This is a genomic window from Yersinia aldovae ATCC 35236 (genome assembly GCF_000173735.1).
Classification (GTDB): domain Bacteria; phylum Pseudomonadota; class Gammaproteobacteria; order Enterobacterales; family Enterobacteriaceae; genus Yersinia; species Yersinia aldovae.
The window spans coordinates 1-19,106 of record NZ_ACCB01000040.1; the positions used below are offsets into that span (position 1 = coordinate 1).

The following is a 19,106-nucleotide window of genomic DNA, read 5'->3' on the forward strand; positions in this document are numbered from 1 at the left end:
GGGCGTTAATGCCCCCGGCGCATATAGCCAGTGAATACTTTGATCGTAAGCCACCGTGCCATCAGCATAGATCGGCACTTCTTCTATCAGCTGATCACCACTCCACAGGTATTCATAACCCACCTGGCCGCTTTTCTCTGATGCCGTCGGTTCATCACCTTGAGTTGAAACGGCTGGCGTGTTGCTGACCAACCGCAATTTCCGGATTCGCCGCCCAAAGGCATCATAACCATAGCGCCAGCGCTCACCGGAAGGGGTCATCAACTCGGATAACTGATCCTGTTCATCCCAGCGATAGCGCCACACTTGTGGCCGGAACCCGTCCTTAAGCTCACGCTTTTCACTCAGCCTTCCGGCGTTATCGTAGTGATATTGGTTGTTACCGCGCGAAATAACCCGCCCCGCTAACTGATGTTGCGCATCCTGTTCTAAAACCGCCGTCGCACCCCGCGGTAAACGCGCCTGCCAGGTCAGGTTGTGGTTTGCATCATAGCTAAATTGCTCCTGCAACGGCAGGAAGCCACCGAAGTCAGCACGCACTATCTGGTCGTTAAGGTCATACTGATAGCGGGTTTTCCCCCAGCGGCTATCATCAATCCCCACCACATTATACGCACGATCATACTGCCAACGGCGATTGACCGCGCTGCCGTACAACGCGGGAGTTGCCGCGCCCTCCGGTGCCGCCAACTGTTGTTGGAATAGCGCAGAGTTGCGCCCCGCCGCCTGATTAGCCAACAGCCCGGTCGGGGTATAATTGCTCGCCTGAATAAACCCGGCCGCACTTTCGCGCACGGTTTCCCGCCCTAACTTATCGTGCTGCAAGCGCAGCGGCTGATGACCGATAAGCTGTAGCTGGGTCAGTTCCCCCAGTGAGCCGTAAACAAATTCCAGCCCCCGTTCACCCACCCGACGGGCGCTCGGTGTGCCTGTTAACGCATCCCATTGATGCTGTATTTCACGGCCATTGAGCCGTTCGGCGATTAGCTGGCCCGTATCGTCGTAGTCGAATTCAACCACCGCAGCCGCATTCTCCGCTTTAAGCAAACGGCCGCTGTCGTCATAGTCATAACTGACACGGGCAACCAGCGAGGAGCTGAGTTCATCGCAGCGCCAGGTCTGTTGCTCCACGACCTGATCACGGATTGAATAGTGCCAGCGGATCAGACGGCCATCGGGATAACGCGCCCAAATGCGTCGGCCAACGGCATCGTATTGATAGTGAAGGGTGCGCCCGGTAAAATCCGTTTCAGCTACAATTTGTCCGGCTAAATCATGGCTATAGCGATATGTTTCCCCTAATGCATTGGTTACCTGATTAAATCGCGTCAGCTTGTCATAACCAAATTGCAGTCGTTGCCCATCGGGGCGCGTCAGGCCAACCAGTAAATCAAAACCACCGTACTCATAGCGCGTGGTTTTGCCTGCACCATCGGTCAGAGCCGCGACTCGTTTTTCACTGTCATAGGCTATCGCCTGCTCCACGCCATCGGGGAGATAGACGTGATTCACGCTGCCAGCGGGACTGGCATGTTGTGGGCTGTAGATAGAGCGGGTCGTCTGACCTAACGGGTCTTGGGTATCGAGTATCCGGCCAAAAATGTCCTGATTTAGCAAGGTTACGCCGCCATCAGGTGCGATAATCTCACTAACTTGATACTGATTGTTATAGCGATAACGCCATTCAATACCGTCAGGCAAGATTTGCCGCACCAGCTCGCCCTGCTCACCATAACGGTATTCTTGCCGCCGCCCCTGCGGGTCAACAACGTTGCACAATTCACCGTTATCGCCGTAGATAAATTGCCAGCACTTACCATCAGGTAAGGTGCTTTGCGTGATTTGCCCAAAACCGTTGTAGTCATAGCGATAGGTATCGCCTGCGGGGGTAACCACCTGCTGCAATTCACTGTGCGGATTGCGCTGGAACACCAGAGTGCGCCCTAAGGCGTCCGTTTCTGAAAGTTTATTGCTGAATGCCCACTCCGTCAGGTGCTCGCGCCCTAATGGGTCAACTTCGCGGATCACCTGACCATCAGTGTTATACCAAAAGCGAGTGAATCCCCCTTCAGCATCCTGATAGGTAGTACAGCGGGCCACATCATCATAAATAAAACGATCCTGATAATGTCCGCTGGCGGTGCGGGTAGAAAGCACTCTGCCAAGTTGGTCATAATGAATATAGGCATCAGTTTTGTCAGTATCATGCCAGCGAGTCATATGACCGGCGGCATTATAGGTATGGTAAAGGTGGGTGAACTGGAAGGTGTCACATTCAGCCAACAGGCCATTTTCGTCATAGCGACATTTCACCAGCCATTGGCGTTGAGCCGCAGTGACCAGCTCAATCAGGGTCAGTTGCTGCTGTTGATAGCTCAGTTCAAGCGCATAACCCACACTATGCTCAATGCGGGAAAGCTGCTGATCAACAGAATAACGAAAACGAATTTGGTTACCAAAACGGTCGCTGATTGCCGATAAGCGGCGAGAATCACCCTGTCTTTCTGCAAAACTCAGGATTTGTTGGGTTTGGCGGTTGAAGATATGCAGCACACCGCTGCGTTGGCCGTATAACAGGTACTGGCCTTCATGCAGGTTTACCGCTTGAACATCATCGTCATCTTGCGGCGCATCATAGCTCAGCAGCACGCCTTCATGGTTGCGAAAACGAATAATATCCTGCTCAATAATAAGATGCTGTGACCAATTATCGGCCCATTTAGCACCAAAACTGCCCGATAATGTCCCGCTGGAACGGTAGAGCCGGGTCAAATTGAGTGGCAGTAATCCGGGGATATCAATCATCGGCCACACTTGCAGGAAGTCGCCTGTGGCCGCATCTACCGGCTCACCCGGTTTGGTACATTTATTGTTGCTACACCCTTCGGCTTCAACGGATTTTTTAGGTTTCTCGCCTTTTTTCCCTTTTGGCAGTGGCAGGTAACTGGCAACAATTGTCACCCAACGTAAGGCTGAACTACGACTGTCTTTTACGGCAAAGACTTGTGCTGTTTCTTTAGTTTCAGCGATAGTGGCAGCACCGCTATTGATATTGGCATCACAGGTGGTACGGTGCCCCAAACGGGCAATCTGCTTGCCGTTGGCATAAACCGTTTTTGCCCCTTCAGCGATAACCGGCGGCGCTCCGGGATGGTCACTACAAATAATGGGATCTCCCACTCGCGCGACGGGTTTGCCCTCAAAAAACACGTCAGGAGAACCGCTAAGAATCGTACCTTTATTATCACCGTATTGCCCCATCACCGCTCCGGCCGCGGCAACACCGGCTCCTACAAAACCACCTGCGGCAGCAGCGGCGGCAACCACCACCAGCGCGGCACCACCGGTTGCGACCACCAGTGCCCCGACAGCGACAGCGGCAACAGCCCCCAGCAATATGCCGCCCAGTGCCCCCCAAGAACCGAGATCTTTTTTCTGGTGCGCAATAAAATCGCCCATACGAGCCGGAGCATCGCCATCTGTTGCGACCTTTTTCCAGCCCAGCGACTCAGCAATGGCGTCACCTGCTTTTTCACCGACATAGCCCCCAGCCTTGGCCCCGACATAACCTGCGGCCAACCCCACTGCAAAGGGTGCCCCCGCGCCAGTAGCAATGGCATAAGCACCCATGCCTGCGGTAACCGTATTGTTTACCCCTTCACTTTCCATAAAGTTGAGGGCTTGTTCATTAAAAGACTCAGCACCGCCTTCATTGGTGTTGGGTGGCGATGCACCACGTTGTTGATCCATCACTTCCTGACGAACAGCCGACCGGCCACCCGCAGCACCGGCACCTGTCCATACTCCTTGCCCAATACTCATCATCCTCTCCTATTACTGTGCTTCGGCTGTACCTGCCGCGGCGGTATCCCGTAATTGGAATGTATTCATCAGCAGACCTATTTGCTGTCGCTGTTCATCAGTCATATTTCCGGGGATGGTGGCGGTAAATACTAAGACTTTTGGGGTAAGGTCCAGCAGCATCATTAATTGATGGATTGGCCCTTGTGGTGATGACCAACTGAACTCGGAAATAATGGTTTTACGGGCGTTGAGTTCTCGATCTTCTTTATTTATTTGCTGATAATCTTTCAGTTGGTTAGATAAGCTGGAAATTTCGCTTTCACCAAACTGATTAAATGACATTCCCCACGCAATAACATCTCTGGATATAGTGAAACTAATACCACTCTTATCGTTATCCGCCGCACTCAGCACCAATACGCTGAGATCTTTCCAGGCAGCAGGTAGCTCAATAGAGCCTTCGTTAAAATGAAAAGGCGAAAGTTCATTCGGATTAGACATAGGTGATCCCTGATTAATAATATGACTTGGGTGCCCAATCAATTCGGGCACCGTTAGTAATGCATTTATTTATTCAAATTAATAACCGGGCCATTAATGAATATCCCTCCGGCATCAAGCTGAATACTTGAGCCAGCAAATTTGAGCACAATACTTGAGGTAGTCATTTTTATTTCACCGGCTCCGACTTTCAGCGTAATATCATCCGATGCTTCATAAAGCTGTGTTCCCGCCCCACTTTTACCGGCTTTCGCTTTAACCTGAACCTGGTTTGCGTCAGTGCTTCGCATGGTGCAGACGTTTTCTGACAGCCCCCCTTGCTTCACCGTTTTGCTTTCGTTACCCGCAAGAATATTTAATGTTCGATTGCCTGACTCAACGGTGAGGTTTTGGTCATTTTTTACCGTGGTGGTCATATCCTTCTGGGCATGAAGAAACAGCCCTTCTCCTCCCTTGGCATCCTCAAACCTCATCTCGTTAAAGCCTTCGCCTTTATGGGTTTTCGAACGGAACGCCATCTGGGTTTTGCTGGCGGGCAGTGAGCCGGGAGGAATGTTGTTAGCGTGATAGGTGCGCCCGGTGACGATAGGTTGGTCTGGATCGCCATGCAGGAAATCAACCACCACTTCCTGACCGATACGCGGAATCGCCAGCATCCCCCAGCCCTGGCCGGCCCACGGTTGTGTCACGCGTATCCAGCACGAACTGTTATCATTACTTTGACCATAGCGATCCCACAGGAATTGCAGGCGGATACGGCCAAACTCATCACAGTAAATCTCTTCCCCGGCGGCCCGACAACCATCGCTATTTGCGGGCCATCCATCGCCGGTTTTGGCAATGGCGTTGGCCGCCAGGTCTGTGTTGGTGGGATAAAGCTGAAATGGTTGAATAGCACCGTACCTTGGTCACCGGACTCTTGCTCCAGCGCCTGCATCTGTTTGCCAGTATGTTGAACACCAAGCAGTTGCCATGAATGGTTCAAATCACTACGCGGGTGGTTGGTTAAGCTGAATAATTGCCCCGGTTGCAGAGTAAAATCGTTGCTTTCACCTTGTCCAAGGTTGGCGTCATTACGCAGCGCTTCTAGGCGATAACGGGTAAAGTCCTGACCGTGCTGTTCGTCTTTAAAGCGCCCTGGGAAATCAAAGTGTTCATAGTCTGGGCGCTGGTTTTGCAGTTCACCGGATTGTTCGCTAAATGCGGCGGACCAATTCGGATTTTTGAAGGTGTAATCTTTTAACTGCACCATTGCCGGGCGCACCTGCGCACTGCGGGTAAAGGTGGTCACACACAACTCTTGCGCTTGTGCCGCCACATTGGGGTTATACGGCAGTGATGCGCCCTTAGGCAGGGAGCCAACGTCATCGGCATACACTATCGTGTTCTTGCCAGCGCTGAATTCGAAGTAGTAAAAAATCCCTTCTTCCGCCGTCAGGCGCTGGATAAAATCAAAATCAGATTCTTGGTATTGCACGCAAAACTCGCGCGCGGGATGTGGATTGCGAAAGCCAAAAGCAAAATCATTAATGCCATTTTCTTTTAGCAGCGTGGTGATAATGCTTTCAATCGATTCTTGCTGGAAAATACGTGAGTTACGCCGCAAGCTGGTGCGCCACAGCGCCGGGCGAATGACCATGCTATAACGGGTCTGATGAAACCCGGTATCCCCTTGCTCAAAGCTGGCTACCATGCCGGTCACACTGCGTTGCAGCACGCCATCGCGCCAGACAAACAGTGTCGCATCTTCATCCAGCACCGCCGCAAAATCCACCGATGGATCAGCACTTGCCAGCCCGACATTGAGTACAAACGGCGATGAGAGCATTTCACTTAATGAAAAGTCTACCACCACAAATGTCTGCGGCGCTAAACCGGCGGTGGTCAGCGTAAATTGTAGGCCGGAGGGCTGTTTTATCGCAGCAGCAAGCGCAGATGCCCCCGGTAGTGCAGCACCCACACCAGAACTCATGCCTGCCATTGTTCCACCGCTCAGTGTGGGTGCCTTACCGGCAATAGCATTCGTGGGTACAATCCCCCCATCCAGCACTTTGGCTTTGGCGTCCAGCGCTATTTTTGCCAAGTCCGCAGCCTGATTAACGCGTTTGCCTGCGGTTCCGCCCACCACGTCACCCAAACCACCTGCCATCCCCACAACCTGTTCACCACTGAGCGTCGCGGCGGCATCTGGCGTTACCGTATTATTTGGCTTTACACTGCCTTTCACGTTGGCTTTTTTATCATCAGCAAACATATTTGCTCCTTCCAGGATGTTAACGTGCAGAGTTGGTCTGCTGCGTTAATTGGTGATAACGGCTGAGTAATGCGTTCCAGCGCTCATCTATCTGTTTGATTAACACCGGTGACGCCGGTTGGTGTTGCTCACGGGTCACGGCCAGTTGTCGCAGTAACTCTTCCAGTGGTATTTCTCGGTTCAGTTCGGTTTGCATTTGGTAAACCGCCGTTTTCAAATAAGAGATAGTCAGGCTGCCGCGTGATTGCTCCTGTTCGATCAATTTCTGAGAGAGCGCTTGCAGCCGTTGCTGTATTTGGAAATAACTACTCTCAGCGACTCTCGTGCCAATACGAGCTTGTAACAACTGCGCCCAACGTTCACTTTCAGCCACCTGATTCGGGTCTGCTGGCCAAAGCTGGCGGGCCAGTGCCACCGAGATATCGGCTGTGCGTAACCCGGCCAATGGAGAGATATTTTCCAGGCTGCTCAGTTGGTTGCCATAAGTGGCCACCTGCGGGTGGCTGAGCCATAACAACGCCGCCCCTTCAGGTTTCGCTGCCAATGCCGCAAGTTGCTGCTGCATGGGCTTGATATGGACGAAATAAACCACGCCAGCGGCCAGAACGCTGAGCAACACACCGGTGGCAAAGCCCCACAAGGCTGGCATACGTTTTTTGGCAGGTGCGGCAAAACGGACTTCAATGTTGGTGGACGACTCTTGTGTCGATTGGCGTTCTGCGGCAGAAAATGCGGTGCGAACCGGCTCTGAATCCGCAACAGATAGGTACACCAGTGAGGGCATTTTGAGAGGAACTGACGCGGGCTGTTTTGCCGCTTCGTTCTCCGCTTCAAGCCTTTTTGCGGTGTTTTGCATCAGATAAAGCAGGTTTTCCAAGCGCGGAACACGCTTTAGCTCGACTTGTTGCAGCTTGTCACAAAGCAACTGCAATGCCCTCTCAGCGCGGTACACCAGGCGCAAATCATCACGGCTAAAATCGTGCTGACGCAGTTGGCTACCGACTCTGGCATTAAACCATTCCAATATTTCAGTGCGAGCCTGCGGTTGCTCCGGCCATAGTTGCTCCCACTGGCTGATAACCATCCCCGCCAGCAACTCACAACCTTCGGTAAACCCGGCCAATCCATTTCTCTGCGTGCGCGCCAGGGTGTAATACACCGCCGTTTGCAGATCCACCCCATTGGTGCGAAACAGGGTTAGCGCCAATGATTCGATGAGACGCCAGCTTACTTCTGGCCGCGCCGGATGATTGATCTTGTTGATCTCTTCACGAATAGCACTGAACTCTGGCCTGTGTCGCGGATCAGTACCGATTTGAATGATGATATCTTGCGAGGTTTCGCTCATGCGTACTCATCCTTTAGCTATCTCCCTGCGCGTTGCAGGGAGATTCGATGACAACGATTAATACAGGGTGTCCGGCAGGCTGAATTGACTAAATAGCCCACCTGCGAATGGGTTATCTGACTCATCAACGGAGATGCGATACGTCATTTCCCCCCCATCGACCATAAAGCGGACATCAAAGGAGCTGCTGCCAACATTGGTTAGCTCACCGGCATTAATCAGCCGTAATTGTGCCCACGGGCCAGTAAAGCTCAGGGATCGCGGCGATTTGCCGCTTTCATCTGGCACCAAGGTCAACTTGCTTTCGACACCCGCACGCATGGAGTTTGGCCAAACCAGATTCACCACACCGCTGCGGCCATGTGCGTAATCCAGCAGTTGCCCGTCCAGATTCAACACGCTGCGCCGTTTATTACCACTCAACATGACCGGTTCAATCGCAAACTGCGTGCCCAAGCCATTTTGTGCCGAGAAGAAGGTGTCGCGGATCTTCTGCGCCTGCGCCAGTTGTTGTAAAACATCAGGCCGGATCAGCAATTGACCATCACTGCCGCTGGTCAGGTTGTTCTCAACAAAGGGCTTCAAGTTTTGTTGATAGAACGCATCAAGGGTGCCTTTTGGCCCAAAGAAGCGTTCAAACTCACTCAATGGCACATCCTGTTTTGAGTTAGGATCGAACGGATAACGGCCAGCCAGATAGGTTTGATACTGTTTGATCACCGTCTCATTCCACTCGACTTCCAGTGATTGGATAGCCTCCATCATCACCACCCGCCAGGCTTGTTCAGCCAGATCACCCACCCAGCGATTCAGAGGTTCCGGTAAGTTTTTTGCCTGCTGCTGCACTTCGAAGATAGGATCACTGTTGTTTTGATCCAAACGCAATTGAACCGCTTTCAACGCCGCTTTCCCTGGCGCAGGTGAGTTCTGAATCGCCAACAGATAACGGTGTAATTCGGTCAATTTCTGGTAAACGCTCTGGATCACGCTGCCTTTGTCGCCATTCTCAACCAATATCGCCGTCTCAGGCGCAAACTCACGATTGATACGTGCCAGCAGCAGGTAATCTGACTTCTGCATCAGATCCTGACGCTCTTTAGCGACAATTGAATCGGGTATGGCGGGTAAGCGCGTGTTATCACTCAGCGTCTGTAATGCGCGGCGGAAAGGCTGCTCGCCGCTGATCACCTGCTCAATCGCACTGATCGCTTGTGGTAAATCCTCAAACTCACCGACTGACAGGTTATTCATGGCAGCGCGCCAGGTGGCGGTATAGTCGCCGAGGTACTGTTCGGTAACCTGCCGCTGGATCTCTTTACGATCAGCTTCGCTATACTCAACATTCTTGCTGAGATTGAGCACCCAGCTATCCATCACGGTCAGTTCGACCAGTTGATCATTCTGTTTGACAAAATAGTTCTGCAAACCGTTACGTGTCAGAAACTGCGGAATAACCAACAAGCGATCGTTACTGGAGACAAATACATCATCAAAACTTGCGCCAATCTGGTCGCGTAGGTCGAGCGCTGGCGGCAATGCATCTTGCGCTTTGATGCGCAGATTCTGATAAACACGTTGATAAATAGAGAGTTTACTTAACTCTTGCTGCGCTAACTGAATCGGCTTCAGATAAGGTACAAAACTCTTAATCGCATATTGATCGCCATCTTCCCGCGCAGCGTGCCAATCGGTATGTTGTAACGCATAGTTCAAATGACCCAGCAATTGCTGTTGCAGCTCGCGCTGACCATTGAATTGCTGACTCCAGCGATGGCTCATATATTGTTCAACCAGCGGTATATTTCGCCCACTGCCGTCTTCTAACATCCGCATCACACGCAGGATCTCAAGCTTCTCCTCGCTGCCCTTTGGGGCGGCATTCAGCTGCTCCAACAGGCCGCTCATCAGCGCCGGAACAAAACGCTGCTGTAGCAGTTGCAGGTAGGTGCTTTCAACGTATGGGCCGATATTATTGCCCTGATACAGCCCCATATCAGCGAGGAGAGAGTTTCGCTCATGGTAATTGCCATAAGCCAACGTGGCATCACGAATGGGGTTCAGCAAGGGCAGTTGTAAATTGCCAAAGCGATCGTCACCTTTGGGTGGCGGGATCGATAAGAAGGTTTTTGCTTGCGCTAATACCTCTTGCCCAGCGCGGTAGTTTGCCTGGTAGTAATAGTGCCAATAGCCCCACAGGATCGCGGCTGTCAGCGCGCCAATACAGGAAAAAACGATCATGCGCTTTCTGGCATGACGCAACCAGATACTATTTTCTCCCGCCAAGTTAGGCTCGGCCAGCAGCACTTGATTAAACAGCGCCTTGGTAAAATAAGGAGCGGTATCGGCAACCGGCCAGGTCGGGAATGCCTGCGGCGCAAGGTGATACTGCACAGCCGCCGATTGGGTAAAGATATCGTCCATTTGCCCACGCTGCTGGGCGGAGGTGAGATAAATGCCGCGAAGCAATGGCTGGGCATTATCCCCGCTGTACAAAATCCCCTCCAGCAATTGCACCACGTACTCATGCAGCCCTTGCACCTGGCGGGTAAAACTGAACAACTGACTGCGTTGGCCTGCATCAACACTGTTAAGCATCATATCTGGCATCGCGCTGTTGAGTTGGGTGACCCATTGCTGCCAAAACTGTTGTAACTCCGTGCGCCACTCTTCTGGATTCACGGCATTTAGGCTAAACGTCACCCCCAATACCGCTTCACGCTGGGCTTTATCCAGCGATTGATACATCGCCTCGAACCCATACAACAGATCCATTTTGGTAAAAACGACATACAGTGGCACCTGACAGTGCAATGCCAACCGGATATCCTGCAAACGCTGATGGATATCGGCAACGTAAGTCTCACGCTGGGTTTTATTCGAGGTCATCATCTGATGGAGATCAACCGTAAGAATAATGCCATTCAGCGGTTGACGTTGACGCTGCGCCACCAGCCAGGACAGTAAACTCTGCCATAAGCGGCTGTTTAGTGACGTTTTTCCTACTATGGAGGTGACAGGTTGTTCTATCAACTCACCGGCGGGATCAATAATGACCGCCTGCTCCCCTAACCAGCATCTGACGCGCAGATCCGCCGTGTTCTCCACATTAATTCGCGCTGGGGGGGCGATTTCTGTCAGCTTATACCCCTCTTTGATCAGCGTACTTTTACCACTGTTGCGTGCGCCAATAACCATATACCACGGTAAGCGATACAAGTATGACGGGGTATTCAGGTGACGCTGAAGTTGCTGCTTCCAGACATTCAGGTAGTGGTTTTGTTGTTCAATATCAGCACTGATAGGATCATCAATTTGCGTTTTTACCTGCAACTGGAGTTTTTCCAATTGTTGTAACCGCTTCATGACTTTCAGACTCAGCCAGCAAACAGCCACCAGGACAAAAACGGCAGTCACCAACCAACGGCTTAACCGTGTCTCAAACGGGTGATCTTCCCCCAGCTGCCACGCGGGGCCGTAGATCCACACCCAAATTAATGCCGCGCAAGCCAATAAAATCAATACCACCGGTACTGACGCTTTTAGCCGAGGGATTGCGGGTTTGGCAATGCGTATAAAAAAGGGCAGTTTCATGCGCTAAAGCTCCTGTTCCAGGGCAAGATCATCACGGTTTGAGCTGTCGCTGTTTTTCTGTCAGCAACGCCATCAACGCCGGCTCCCATTCGCTTAACTGCAATTGCTGTCCGACCTGCAATAAGCTGTGGTATTGCTGCTGCGCCAGTGCGGTTAAACCCGCTTTTTCCAATAACTGTGCACTGAGCAATTGATGGTAAAAACGGTCCCGTGGTTCGGATTGCTGCGGTTGCCTGTCGATAACCTGTAATGCGGCTTCCAATCCTTGCTGTTGATAGCATTGCCAAATTTCATCCTGTTCAAGAGTGCTACTGCCGCTCTGATGCCCGGTATCCTGCTGTAACCAGACGGTGGATTCAGCGGAAATAAAGGGTGTCATATCAGTAAAAAAGAGGGTTCTTAGTGTGGGAATTCGGGTTAAAAAAGTGTTGAGTTCGTCATTGATAGCCTGTGCAACGGGTTCATAACCAAGCCGTTTTGCAATTTGCGCCGAAAGTACATGTCCGTCGAGCCAATAGGGTGCGAGTGTCAGGCTCTGTTCCACCTGCTGCCACAATGACAAATCGGCATTGGGCAACTGCGCTAAATAATCAGCGATCCGGTCGGCTGAAACCGCAGCCAGTGGAGTACGACCGTCACTCTGCGCCATCGGCGCTGCCGTTAACGTTCCCCACACCGCATGGCGGCGCAATCTAAATCCTATCGCCGCATCGGGCTGAAGCTCACACAACAAATCAGCCATTTTGAGCAATGTTTGCCGCCAGGCTTTGTCACTAGAGTTATCAATGCTTATCGTCGGCGTAGTCGCGGTGATCGGAGTTGTTGTCGCGACGACCGAATGGGATGGGTGTGGCTGCTCAGTTGTTACTGCTTCAACAAACCGTTCGGGTTTTCGCGCATAACGCGCACGTAACCCATCCACCTCTTTTGCCAGACTCGGTTCACTGCTATGCCAAACCTGCGCTAAATGAGCCAGCAACCCTTGCACACTCTCGCGTTGTGCATCATTTGCCCGCTGGCTAAAACTGCTGCTGGCACTGTCGAAACGTTTCAGAATTTGTTGGGCAAAACGCCGTTTATGGGATGGGTTTTGCGGCCATGCCTCAATCCAAAAAAGTTGCACGTATTCGGTCAGTAATGAGATAGCCAGCATCAGTTCACCCGGCTGCCCTGCGTGCTGTAAGGTGCGAAGGAGATGTACCATCAGGCGGAAATCTTTGCTTTCCTCAGACAGCAGTACCATCGCCTGTTGCTGAATATCATCAATATTCAGCGTGGCATGGGCCAGCGAACCTAACTTAACCATTTGGCCATCAATGTATTCCCACTGCGGGTTATCATCAGCCAATGGTTGTGCGGTCTGTTCTGGTGACAAAGGCATCCGCAGTAATTTATGCCACGGGTGCTGTGATGTAATATCCATAGACCTCACCAATGACAGGCGTTACGCAGCGGTTTCAATGCCTGCGTTAACTGGGAAATGTTAAATGTCAGCTGGGGGAAGTTGCCATGAGTGCTCTCGATAGTCAGTGTCTCAGCCGACATCAGGCGCTTAATCTCATCAATCCCCGCCAGACCACGGCTGGACTCAAGCAAGTAGCCGTTTTCACGTAAAAACCAATGTACGTCGAAACGGGTATTATCAGCAGCCAACGTGACTTCCCCCTCTTTCTGTGGCCCCACCAGGGCAACTTGTAGGCGAGTGATATTGTCAATACAGCTCAACATCAGCACCGGTCGCGGTGGCGGAACGCCAATCGCCGGGGTGGTAATAAGCACCATCGGATTCACACCTTCACCTTGTGTCACCAGGAATGCGGTGGAGTGGTCAGTGCGCCCTTTTTCCTGATTCATGGCTCGTTGCCACGCAGGGCCGGTGTTCTGCGAACGTTGCCCGACGTCTGATGGTGAGGAGAGCGCATTGTCATAACAATCCAGCCGCACCAATGCCGAGGTTTCACTGCGACAGCGCATCACTATCGCCAGCTTGCTGGTATCTTCCGCAGGGCGGCTTACTCGCATGTCCAAAAAAGCGCCCGTATGCGGGTTGGAGAAGAGCAACAGACTTATCAATAACCACGTATTCATATCTGGCACCTGTATTTCGCCAACTTATAGGCTAAGGTGCGCGGTGCTATCCCCAAACTGGCAGCAATGCGGTTTTTATCCTTACCGTATAAACGCTGGCGCTGCGTCAATACGGCACATTCCAATGCCTCTACGGCTTCAGTCAGATCATCTATCTTGCTGTAATCTTGAGATAAACCCGGCAAGGCGTTGCTATCAGAAGTACTTAGCGAAACCAGCAACTCATCTAACTGTTTTTCACGTTGCCGCTGCTGCTTAAATACACTACGAATCTGGCTTAATTGTGACCTCAGTGATTCCATCTCCTGCAATTTATGCAGACGATGCTGAAATATGTGGCAATAAATACCAAATATTCCACGGGTATCAGCGAAGCGCTCAATGTTCTCGGCAAAAACCGCAATCACACCACATGCGCGCCCCTGAAAATCAAACAGTGGCAGGGCATACAAGCCGCATCCGGTGGGTAATTCCTGAATAAAGCCACGGAAATCATCATCTTCAATCCGTACCCCCTGATACAGACTGTCCCAGGTTTCGGGTAAGCCATTGCGCAAAACCTGAATTAACGGATGGTTAACATCTTCAATATTTGCGTCTAATTTCAATGAGATATATTGATTTTTATCGGGATAATGATAACAATCAAGACGCCCTTCACTGGCGTTAAACATCGATACCATCAAGGCACTGAACCTTTGCCGGCGATGGTTAACCTCAAGAAAACAGTGGATCAGTTGTTCAACGGAGTCATTGTCCAGCAGAGTGAGTGCGCTCTTTAGCCGTTGTCTCATGTCGCTTCCTCGACTTGTGCGGTAAACACATTCCCCTCAACCGCAATCCGAATATGGCTAATAGCGACACTGGCAGCCATTTTTTGCAATAACAGCAGCGAAACTGGCGGCAACAGTGCGCCATCAATAATTGACTCAAGCATACGTGCGCCATTCTCCGCTCGGGTGGCACGCTGTAATATCTCGTCAATTACCTCAGGTTCAATCACCACGTCAGCGTTAAAACGTTGGCGCAACAGCGTATCCAAACGATTCAGTTTGCCGTGGATAATGGTTTGCAGCGTTCCCTTGCCAAGCGGTAAATAAGGGATAACTTCCATCCGGGCGAGCAGGGCAGGTTTAAAGAATTCAGCCAATTCAGGATAAAGTTGCTCATTCAGCAATGCGGGGTTTTCGGCATTATCAACAATGGTCTGGTAGCCCAGATTGGAGGTCAGGAAAAACACGATATTCTTACAATCAATGATTCGGCCTTCGCCATCAGCCAGTTCACCTTTATCAAAGGCTTGATAGAACAGGTTCAGCACATCTGGATGCGCCTTTTCTACTTCATCAAGTAGTACCACCGAGTAGGGCTTCTGACGGATAGCTTCCGTCAAAACGCCCCCTTCGCCATACCCGACATAGCCCGGTGGCGAACCAATCAGACGGGAAACTGTATGTTTTTCCTGAAATTCAGACATATTGATGGTGGTGAGATATTGGCGGCCACCGTAGAGCAATTCAGAAATCTGTAATACCGTTTCTGTTTTACCCACCCCACTTGGCCCCACTAGCAGGAAAGCGCCCATCGGCCGGCCGGGGCGACGTAAATCTGCCCTTGCCGTCAGCATGTGTTGGTGCAGGCAATGGATTGCCAAATCTTGCCCTTTGATTTGCTGACCCAGATAAGCTGGCAACTCGGTAACGACCGCCAACTCACTCTGAGAAAGGCGATTTAACGGCACACCGGTCCATTCTGCAATCACCGCCGCAATCTGAGTTTTATCCACATGTGGCGACACTAGCGTCTGATGTTGCTGCAACTGTGCCAGCTCATCACCCAGCGCGGCCAGACTGACCACTTGCTCATCCGTTGCCAGCGCATCTTGTGCCAGTAGAATCGCGCGTTGTGCGATGATCTGCTGCACCAGGTCTTGTTGTTTTTCCCAGCGCGTATTCAGTTCGGTGAGCTGCTGTTCAATAGCCATGCGCTGCTGTTTTAGTACGGTTAAACGCTCATCCGGGCAGCTTAAGCCCAGGCGCAATTCGCGCTCCAGCATCTCTATTTCCATCGCCTGATGGTGCAACTGGTTTTTCAGCGCCGAAACCTGACGCGGGGGTGAAGTGAGGTTGATAGCGACACGCGCAGCGGCGGTGTCTAACACATCAATCGCTTTGTCTGGCAGTTGGCGGCCAGAAATATAACGATCACTGAGCATGGCTGCCGCCTGCAATGCTTCATCATCGATCAGTACGCCGTGCGCTTGTTCATATACCGTGCGCAGGCCGCGCATGATAATCGTTGCCTCTTCCGCACTGGGTTCGGCGACTTTAACCAACTGAAAACGACGCGACAGCGCAGCATCTTTCTCAAAATACTTTTTGTATTCGCTCCAGGTGGTTGCGGCGATGGTTTTTAACTCACCGCGCGCTAACGCGGGTTTGAGCAGATTTGATATGTCTAACCCGCCTTGCTGATTCCCCGCGCCGATCAGCGTATGTGCCTCATCTATAAACAGAATAATCGGTGTAGTAGATTGCGCTATTTCCGCCATAATGCCTTTGAAGCGTTTTTCAAACTCCCCTTTCACCGCAGCACCGGCCTGAAGCGCCCCTAAGTCCAGTGTCATTAATTCACTGTTACGTAGCTTTTCCGGTACATGGTTATCCACGATGCGCAGGGCTAAACCTTCGATTAACGCACTTTTGCCGACACCTGCCTCCCCCACCACAATCGGGTTATTTTTACGGCGGCGACACAGAATATCGATCATCAGATCGATCTCTTCATCGCGACACAACACCGGATCCAGCGAGCCATTACGCGCCTGTTCAGTCATATTGCTGGTGTAGCGTGCGAGTAGGCTTTCACCATTAATTGCCGCGCTGCTGCTCGCATCCGCACCTTTTTCTCGCTGTGGTGCTTCTGCCGAATCTGCCGTCCAGTCGCTAAAGTTCTGGCGCAATAACTCACGATTAACCGGCGATAATAATCGACTTGCCGTGGGTATGAGATAACGCAGTGGACTGAGCAATAATGTCAGTAACATCACGCCACTGCGTAACTGGCTATGTTCCATCTCGGTTGATGCCAGCAACCAACTATCCTGTAGCCACTCCACCAATAATGGGGAAAAGCTCGGATAGGTTTGAGTGATAGATTGATAGCCTGAAACGCGTTGGTCGAGCAGTTCTCGCAGCTCATCCACTTCAACCCCGGCATGATTCAGTATCAATCTGACATCACATAGCGGTGTAGCCATCATCTGGAACAAGACCTGAGAAACGGTAACTTCAGCTTCTTGCTGATTGACGCAATGTGCAGCAGCCGCTTCCAGCGCGTGGCGGGCGATAGGATTAAGGCGGTTTACCAGTGTGGGCAAGTCAATTTGAATCATCAGTGCGTCCCTAGCTCAATAAATTGTTTAGCTGTTGCAAAATATCCTGAGTCTGGTTGTGCAGATGGACGGCATAAAACAGATAAATCACCACCAGCAACCCCACGCCACCCCATAGCAGATGTTTAATGGTCAAACGCTTATTGAGGTGATAACGACTACTTAGGCGGCTCCCCTGCTGAAACAGCACCGTCGGCGGCGCATCACCACGTAACTGATGCAACTGGTGATACAGTCGGCGAAACAGTCGCTCAAAATCATCACTGTTTTGTGATGTCACTTTGTAGCGGCCACGGTAGCCCAAACAAAAACAGAGATAGATAAACTCCAACAAATCCTGATAACGTTTGGGTTCTCCCATCAAACGTTCCAGCAAGACGTACACTTTCTCGCCACCCCAGGTTTCATTATGAAAATGCACCAGCAGCGATTGCTGTAACCAACCGTTCTGTGTGTTCCAGCCATGTCCTAATGCGGTTTCATCGATGAATGTACACAGCACATAGCGGAAAGAGATGATGGCTCCCGGTTCATAACCTTTGGTTTGCAGGTATTGTTCAATGGCACGGATATCCGTCACCACCTGCTGATAGAGTTGGTCTGGTAAAGATTGGTTTTCCATATCTTTGAGCCGCAAGACCATGCCAAGCAATGGCGTGGCGGCGTCTATCATCGTGTTTAGGCTTTCGCCACGCAGTGGCAACTGATACTGCCGATAGGAGGTAACGGTTTCCTGTGCGGGGAATGCGGTGCTGTCGCTCGCAACATCCATTTTCATTAGCTACTCCTGATGGCCCAGAATTGCATATCCAGATCAGGGAAATCACCCGAAACGTGGAAGGCAATGGCATTGCTTTGCTGGATTTCTTTCCATCCCGGACTTTGCAAGTCCAGCATGAAGTAGGTGTATCCTGAATGGTAAGGGAGTTGCCGTGGCGCGGCAGACAGTGCCACCAACGGTACTCCGGGCAGTTGTACACTGACCAGATCGCGTATTTTTTCGAGTGAGGTGATTTTTGTTTGCTGAACAAACTGCCGACGTAACTGCTCTTGAGGTATTTGGGCACGTACTGCCAATACAAAATCAGCGCTGCGCAGCAAGTCGCGATCATTAATGGTCGCCACGCGGATGCCATGCGCCTGCATATGTAGCTGAATGGAGATGGCTCGCGGTGTCAGCACGGTACTCAATGCCTGACGCATCGCCAGAAACAGCGGCTGGAAACTGTCGGTCAAGTTGTCGTGGTTATAAACTGGAAATACCCCCGCCAAACGCGACTCATCGGTAAAAGTGCGTAATTCGCCGCAGGTTTGTACCAGTTGACGGTAAAAGTCTTGCGGATGCATCACCGCCTGATGCGCTAAATGGGTAAATAATGGCTGCGCACGGTTGAAGACCTGTAACATCATAAATTCAGCGACATCAGCAATACCTTGCTGCCCCGGTGATCCAATCCGTTTGGCCAGCAGTTGAGCACGTTCAACCAAGGTGCCTTCCACTTCGTCCATAAAGGTTTTCAACTGGTTTGACACACTGAGCGTAGTGCAGGTAGGAATGAACTCTTCATCCAGAATCAACGAACCGTCGGGTCTTTTCTCTTTGACGCGGCACAAAGGCAATACGGAATAAGCACTGAGATCTTCTGAGCCTTGCATCAAACGTGGTGCTAACTGCGCCAATATTAGCTGGCTGACATCGCCACCCTCGGTATGCAAATCTCGAATATCTTCACTGTATTCACGATAACGAATCGCACCTGGCATCTGCCCTTGCTGCCCTGCAACCTCATTAATGGCATCATTGAGCATTGGCAGCGCCAGATAAATGTCGCGACTTGCCGCATCATTACAATTCAGGACATCCAATGGCTTGGGTAAATGGTCTTGATAAGGAATGTCGAATACGGTGCCATCGGCCATAACGCCGCTGGCGGCAGATAACCCGATGCGCCCCAATTTTAATAATTCCTGATTGAGGATGAGCGAACTGAAACCGTAGCTATAACCCTCTAGGGCAACTACCCGCCGTTGTAGCAAGTAATCGTTATGTCGCTGCTGCTGTTGAAAGTGCTGTGGCTTGATAAACAATCCTTCGCGCCAAATCACCCGATTCTTGGTTGGCATGG

General features: G+C 51.4%; 10 protein-coding genes and 1 pseudogene. All 11 read right to left on the bottom strand.

The features are described from left to right. The coding region (locus tag YALDO0001_RS15750; protein WP_042840263.1) for a PAAR domain-containing protein at window positions 1-3,822 on the bottom strand (3,822 nt) is incomplete at its 3' end. 12 nt (window positions 3,823-3,834) lie between these two features. Beyond that, complete coding sequence (locus YALDO0001_RS15755) at window positions 3,835-4,305, bottom strand: DcrB-related protein (RefSeq protein WP_042546920.1); 471 nt, start codon at window positions 4,303-4,305, stop codon at window positions 3,835-3,837. Window positions 4,306-4,370: 65 nt separating this feature from the next. Then, window positions 4,371-6,286, bottom strand: a pseudogene (locus tag YALDO0001_RS15760) (type VI secretion system Vgr family protein). A 292-nt stretch (window positions 6,287-6,578) separates the two neighbouring features. Then, the gene (locus YALDO0001_RS15765; RefSeq protein WP_004704530.1) at window positions 6,579-7,907 is read right to left on the bottom strand and encodes a VasL domain-containing protein; all 1,329 of its coding nucleotides are present in this window, start codon (window positions 7,905-7,907) and stop codon (window positions 6,579-6,581) included. Window positions 7,908-7,964: 57 nt separating this feature from the next. Beyond that, entirely contained in the window at window positions 7,965-11,498 is a 3,534-nt protein-coding gene (gene tssM, locus YALDO0001_RS15770) for a type VI secretion system membrane subunit TssM (protein ID WP_004704531.1), read from the bottom strand. 31 nt (window positions 11,499-11,529) lie between these two features. Next, a complete protein-coding gene (gene tssA, locus YALDO0001_RS15775; protein WP_004704532.1) occupies window positions 11,530-12,921 on the bottom strand; it encodes a type VI secretion system protein TssA in 1,392 nt (463 codons plus the stop codon). 5 nt (window positions 12,922-12,926) lie between these two features. Next, window positions 12,927-13,586: a type VI secretion system-associated protein VasI gene (gene vasI, locus YALDO0001_RS15780; protein WP_042840264.1), complete on the bottom strand. Its 660-nt coding sequence runs from the start codon at window positions 13,584-13,586 to the stop codon at window positions 12,927-12,929. Beyond that, window positions 13,583-14,380 carry a Fis family transcriptional regulator gene (locus tag YALDO0001_RS15785; RefSeq protein ID WP_042840265.1) on the bottom strand — a complete coding sequence of 266 codons (798 nt, stop codon included), beginning with the start codon at window positions 14,378-14,380 and terminating at the stop codon, window positions 13,583-13,585. The genes vasI and YALDO0001_RS15785 overlap by 4 nt, the downstream gene beginning before the upstream one ends. Beyond that, the gene (gene tssH / locus YALDO0001_RS15790) at window positions 14,377-16,980 is read right to left on the bottom strand and encodes a type VI secretion system ATPase TssH (protein WP_004704535.1); all 2,604 of its coding nucleotides are present in this window, start codon (window positions 16,978-16,980) and stop codon (window positions 14,377-14,379) included. Before tssH ends, YALDO0001_RS15785 begins: the two co-directional genes overlap by 4 nt. 10 nt (window positions 16,981-16,990) lie before the next feature. Beyond that, window positions 16,991-17,752, bottom strand: a complete 762-nt coding sequence (gene icmH, locus YALDO0001_RS15795) for a type IVB secretion system protein IcmH/DotU (protein ID WP_390170524.1) — start codon at window positions 17,750-17,752, stop codon at window positions 16,991-16,993. A gap of 5 nt (window positions 17,753-17,757) precedes the next feature. Continuing rightward, a complete protein-coding gene (tssK, locus tag YALDO0001_RS15800) occupies window positions 17,758-19,104 on the bottom strand; it encodes a type VI secretion system baseplate subunit TssK (RefSeq protein ID WP_004704536.1) in 1,347 nt (448 codons plus the stop codon). Between the last annotated feature and the right edge of the window lie 2 nt (window positions 19,105-19,106).

Excerpts from the sequence above, each read along its gene's own strand:
- YALDO0001_RS15765 (WP_004704530.1), bottom strand. The coding sequence starts at position 7,907 with ATGAGCGAAACCTCGCAAGATATCATCATTCAAATCGGTACTGATCCG.
- tssH (WP_004704535.1), bottom strand. The coding sequence starts at position 16,980 with ATGATTCAAATTGACTTGCCCACACTGGTAAACCGCCTTAATCCTATC.
- YALDO0001_RS15755 (WP_042546920.1), bottom strand. The coding sequence starts at position 4,305 with ATGTCTAATCCGAATGAACTTTCGCCTTTTCATTTTAACGAAGGCTCT.
- YALDO0001_RS15785 (WP_042840265.1), bottom strand. The coding sequence starts at position 14,380 with ATGAGACAACGGCTAAAGAGCGCACTCACTCTGCTGGACAATGACTCC.
- tssM (WP_004704531.1), bottom strand. The coding sequence starts at position 11,498 with ATGAAACTGCCCTTTTTTATACGCATTGCCAAACCCGCAATCCCTCGG.
- tssA (WP_004704532.1), bottom strand. The coding sequence starts at position 12,921 with ATGGATATTACATCACAGCACCCGTGGCATAAATTACTGCGGATGCCT.
- icmH (WP_390170524.1), bottom strand. The coding sequence starts at position 17,752 with ATGGATGTTGCGAGCGACAGCACCGCATTCCCCGCACAGGAAACCGTT.
- tssK (WP_004704536.1), bottom strand. The coding sequence starts at position 19,104 with ATGCCAACCAAGAATCGGGTGATTTGGCGCGAAGGATTGTTTATCAAG.
- vasI (WP_042840264.1), bottom strand. The coding sequence starts at position 13,586 with ATGAATACGTGGTTATTGATAAGTCTGTTGCTCTTCTCCAACCCGCAT.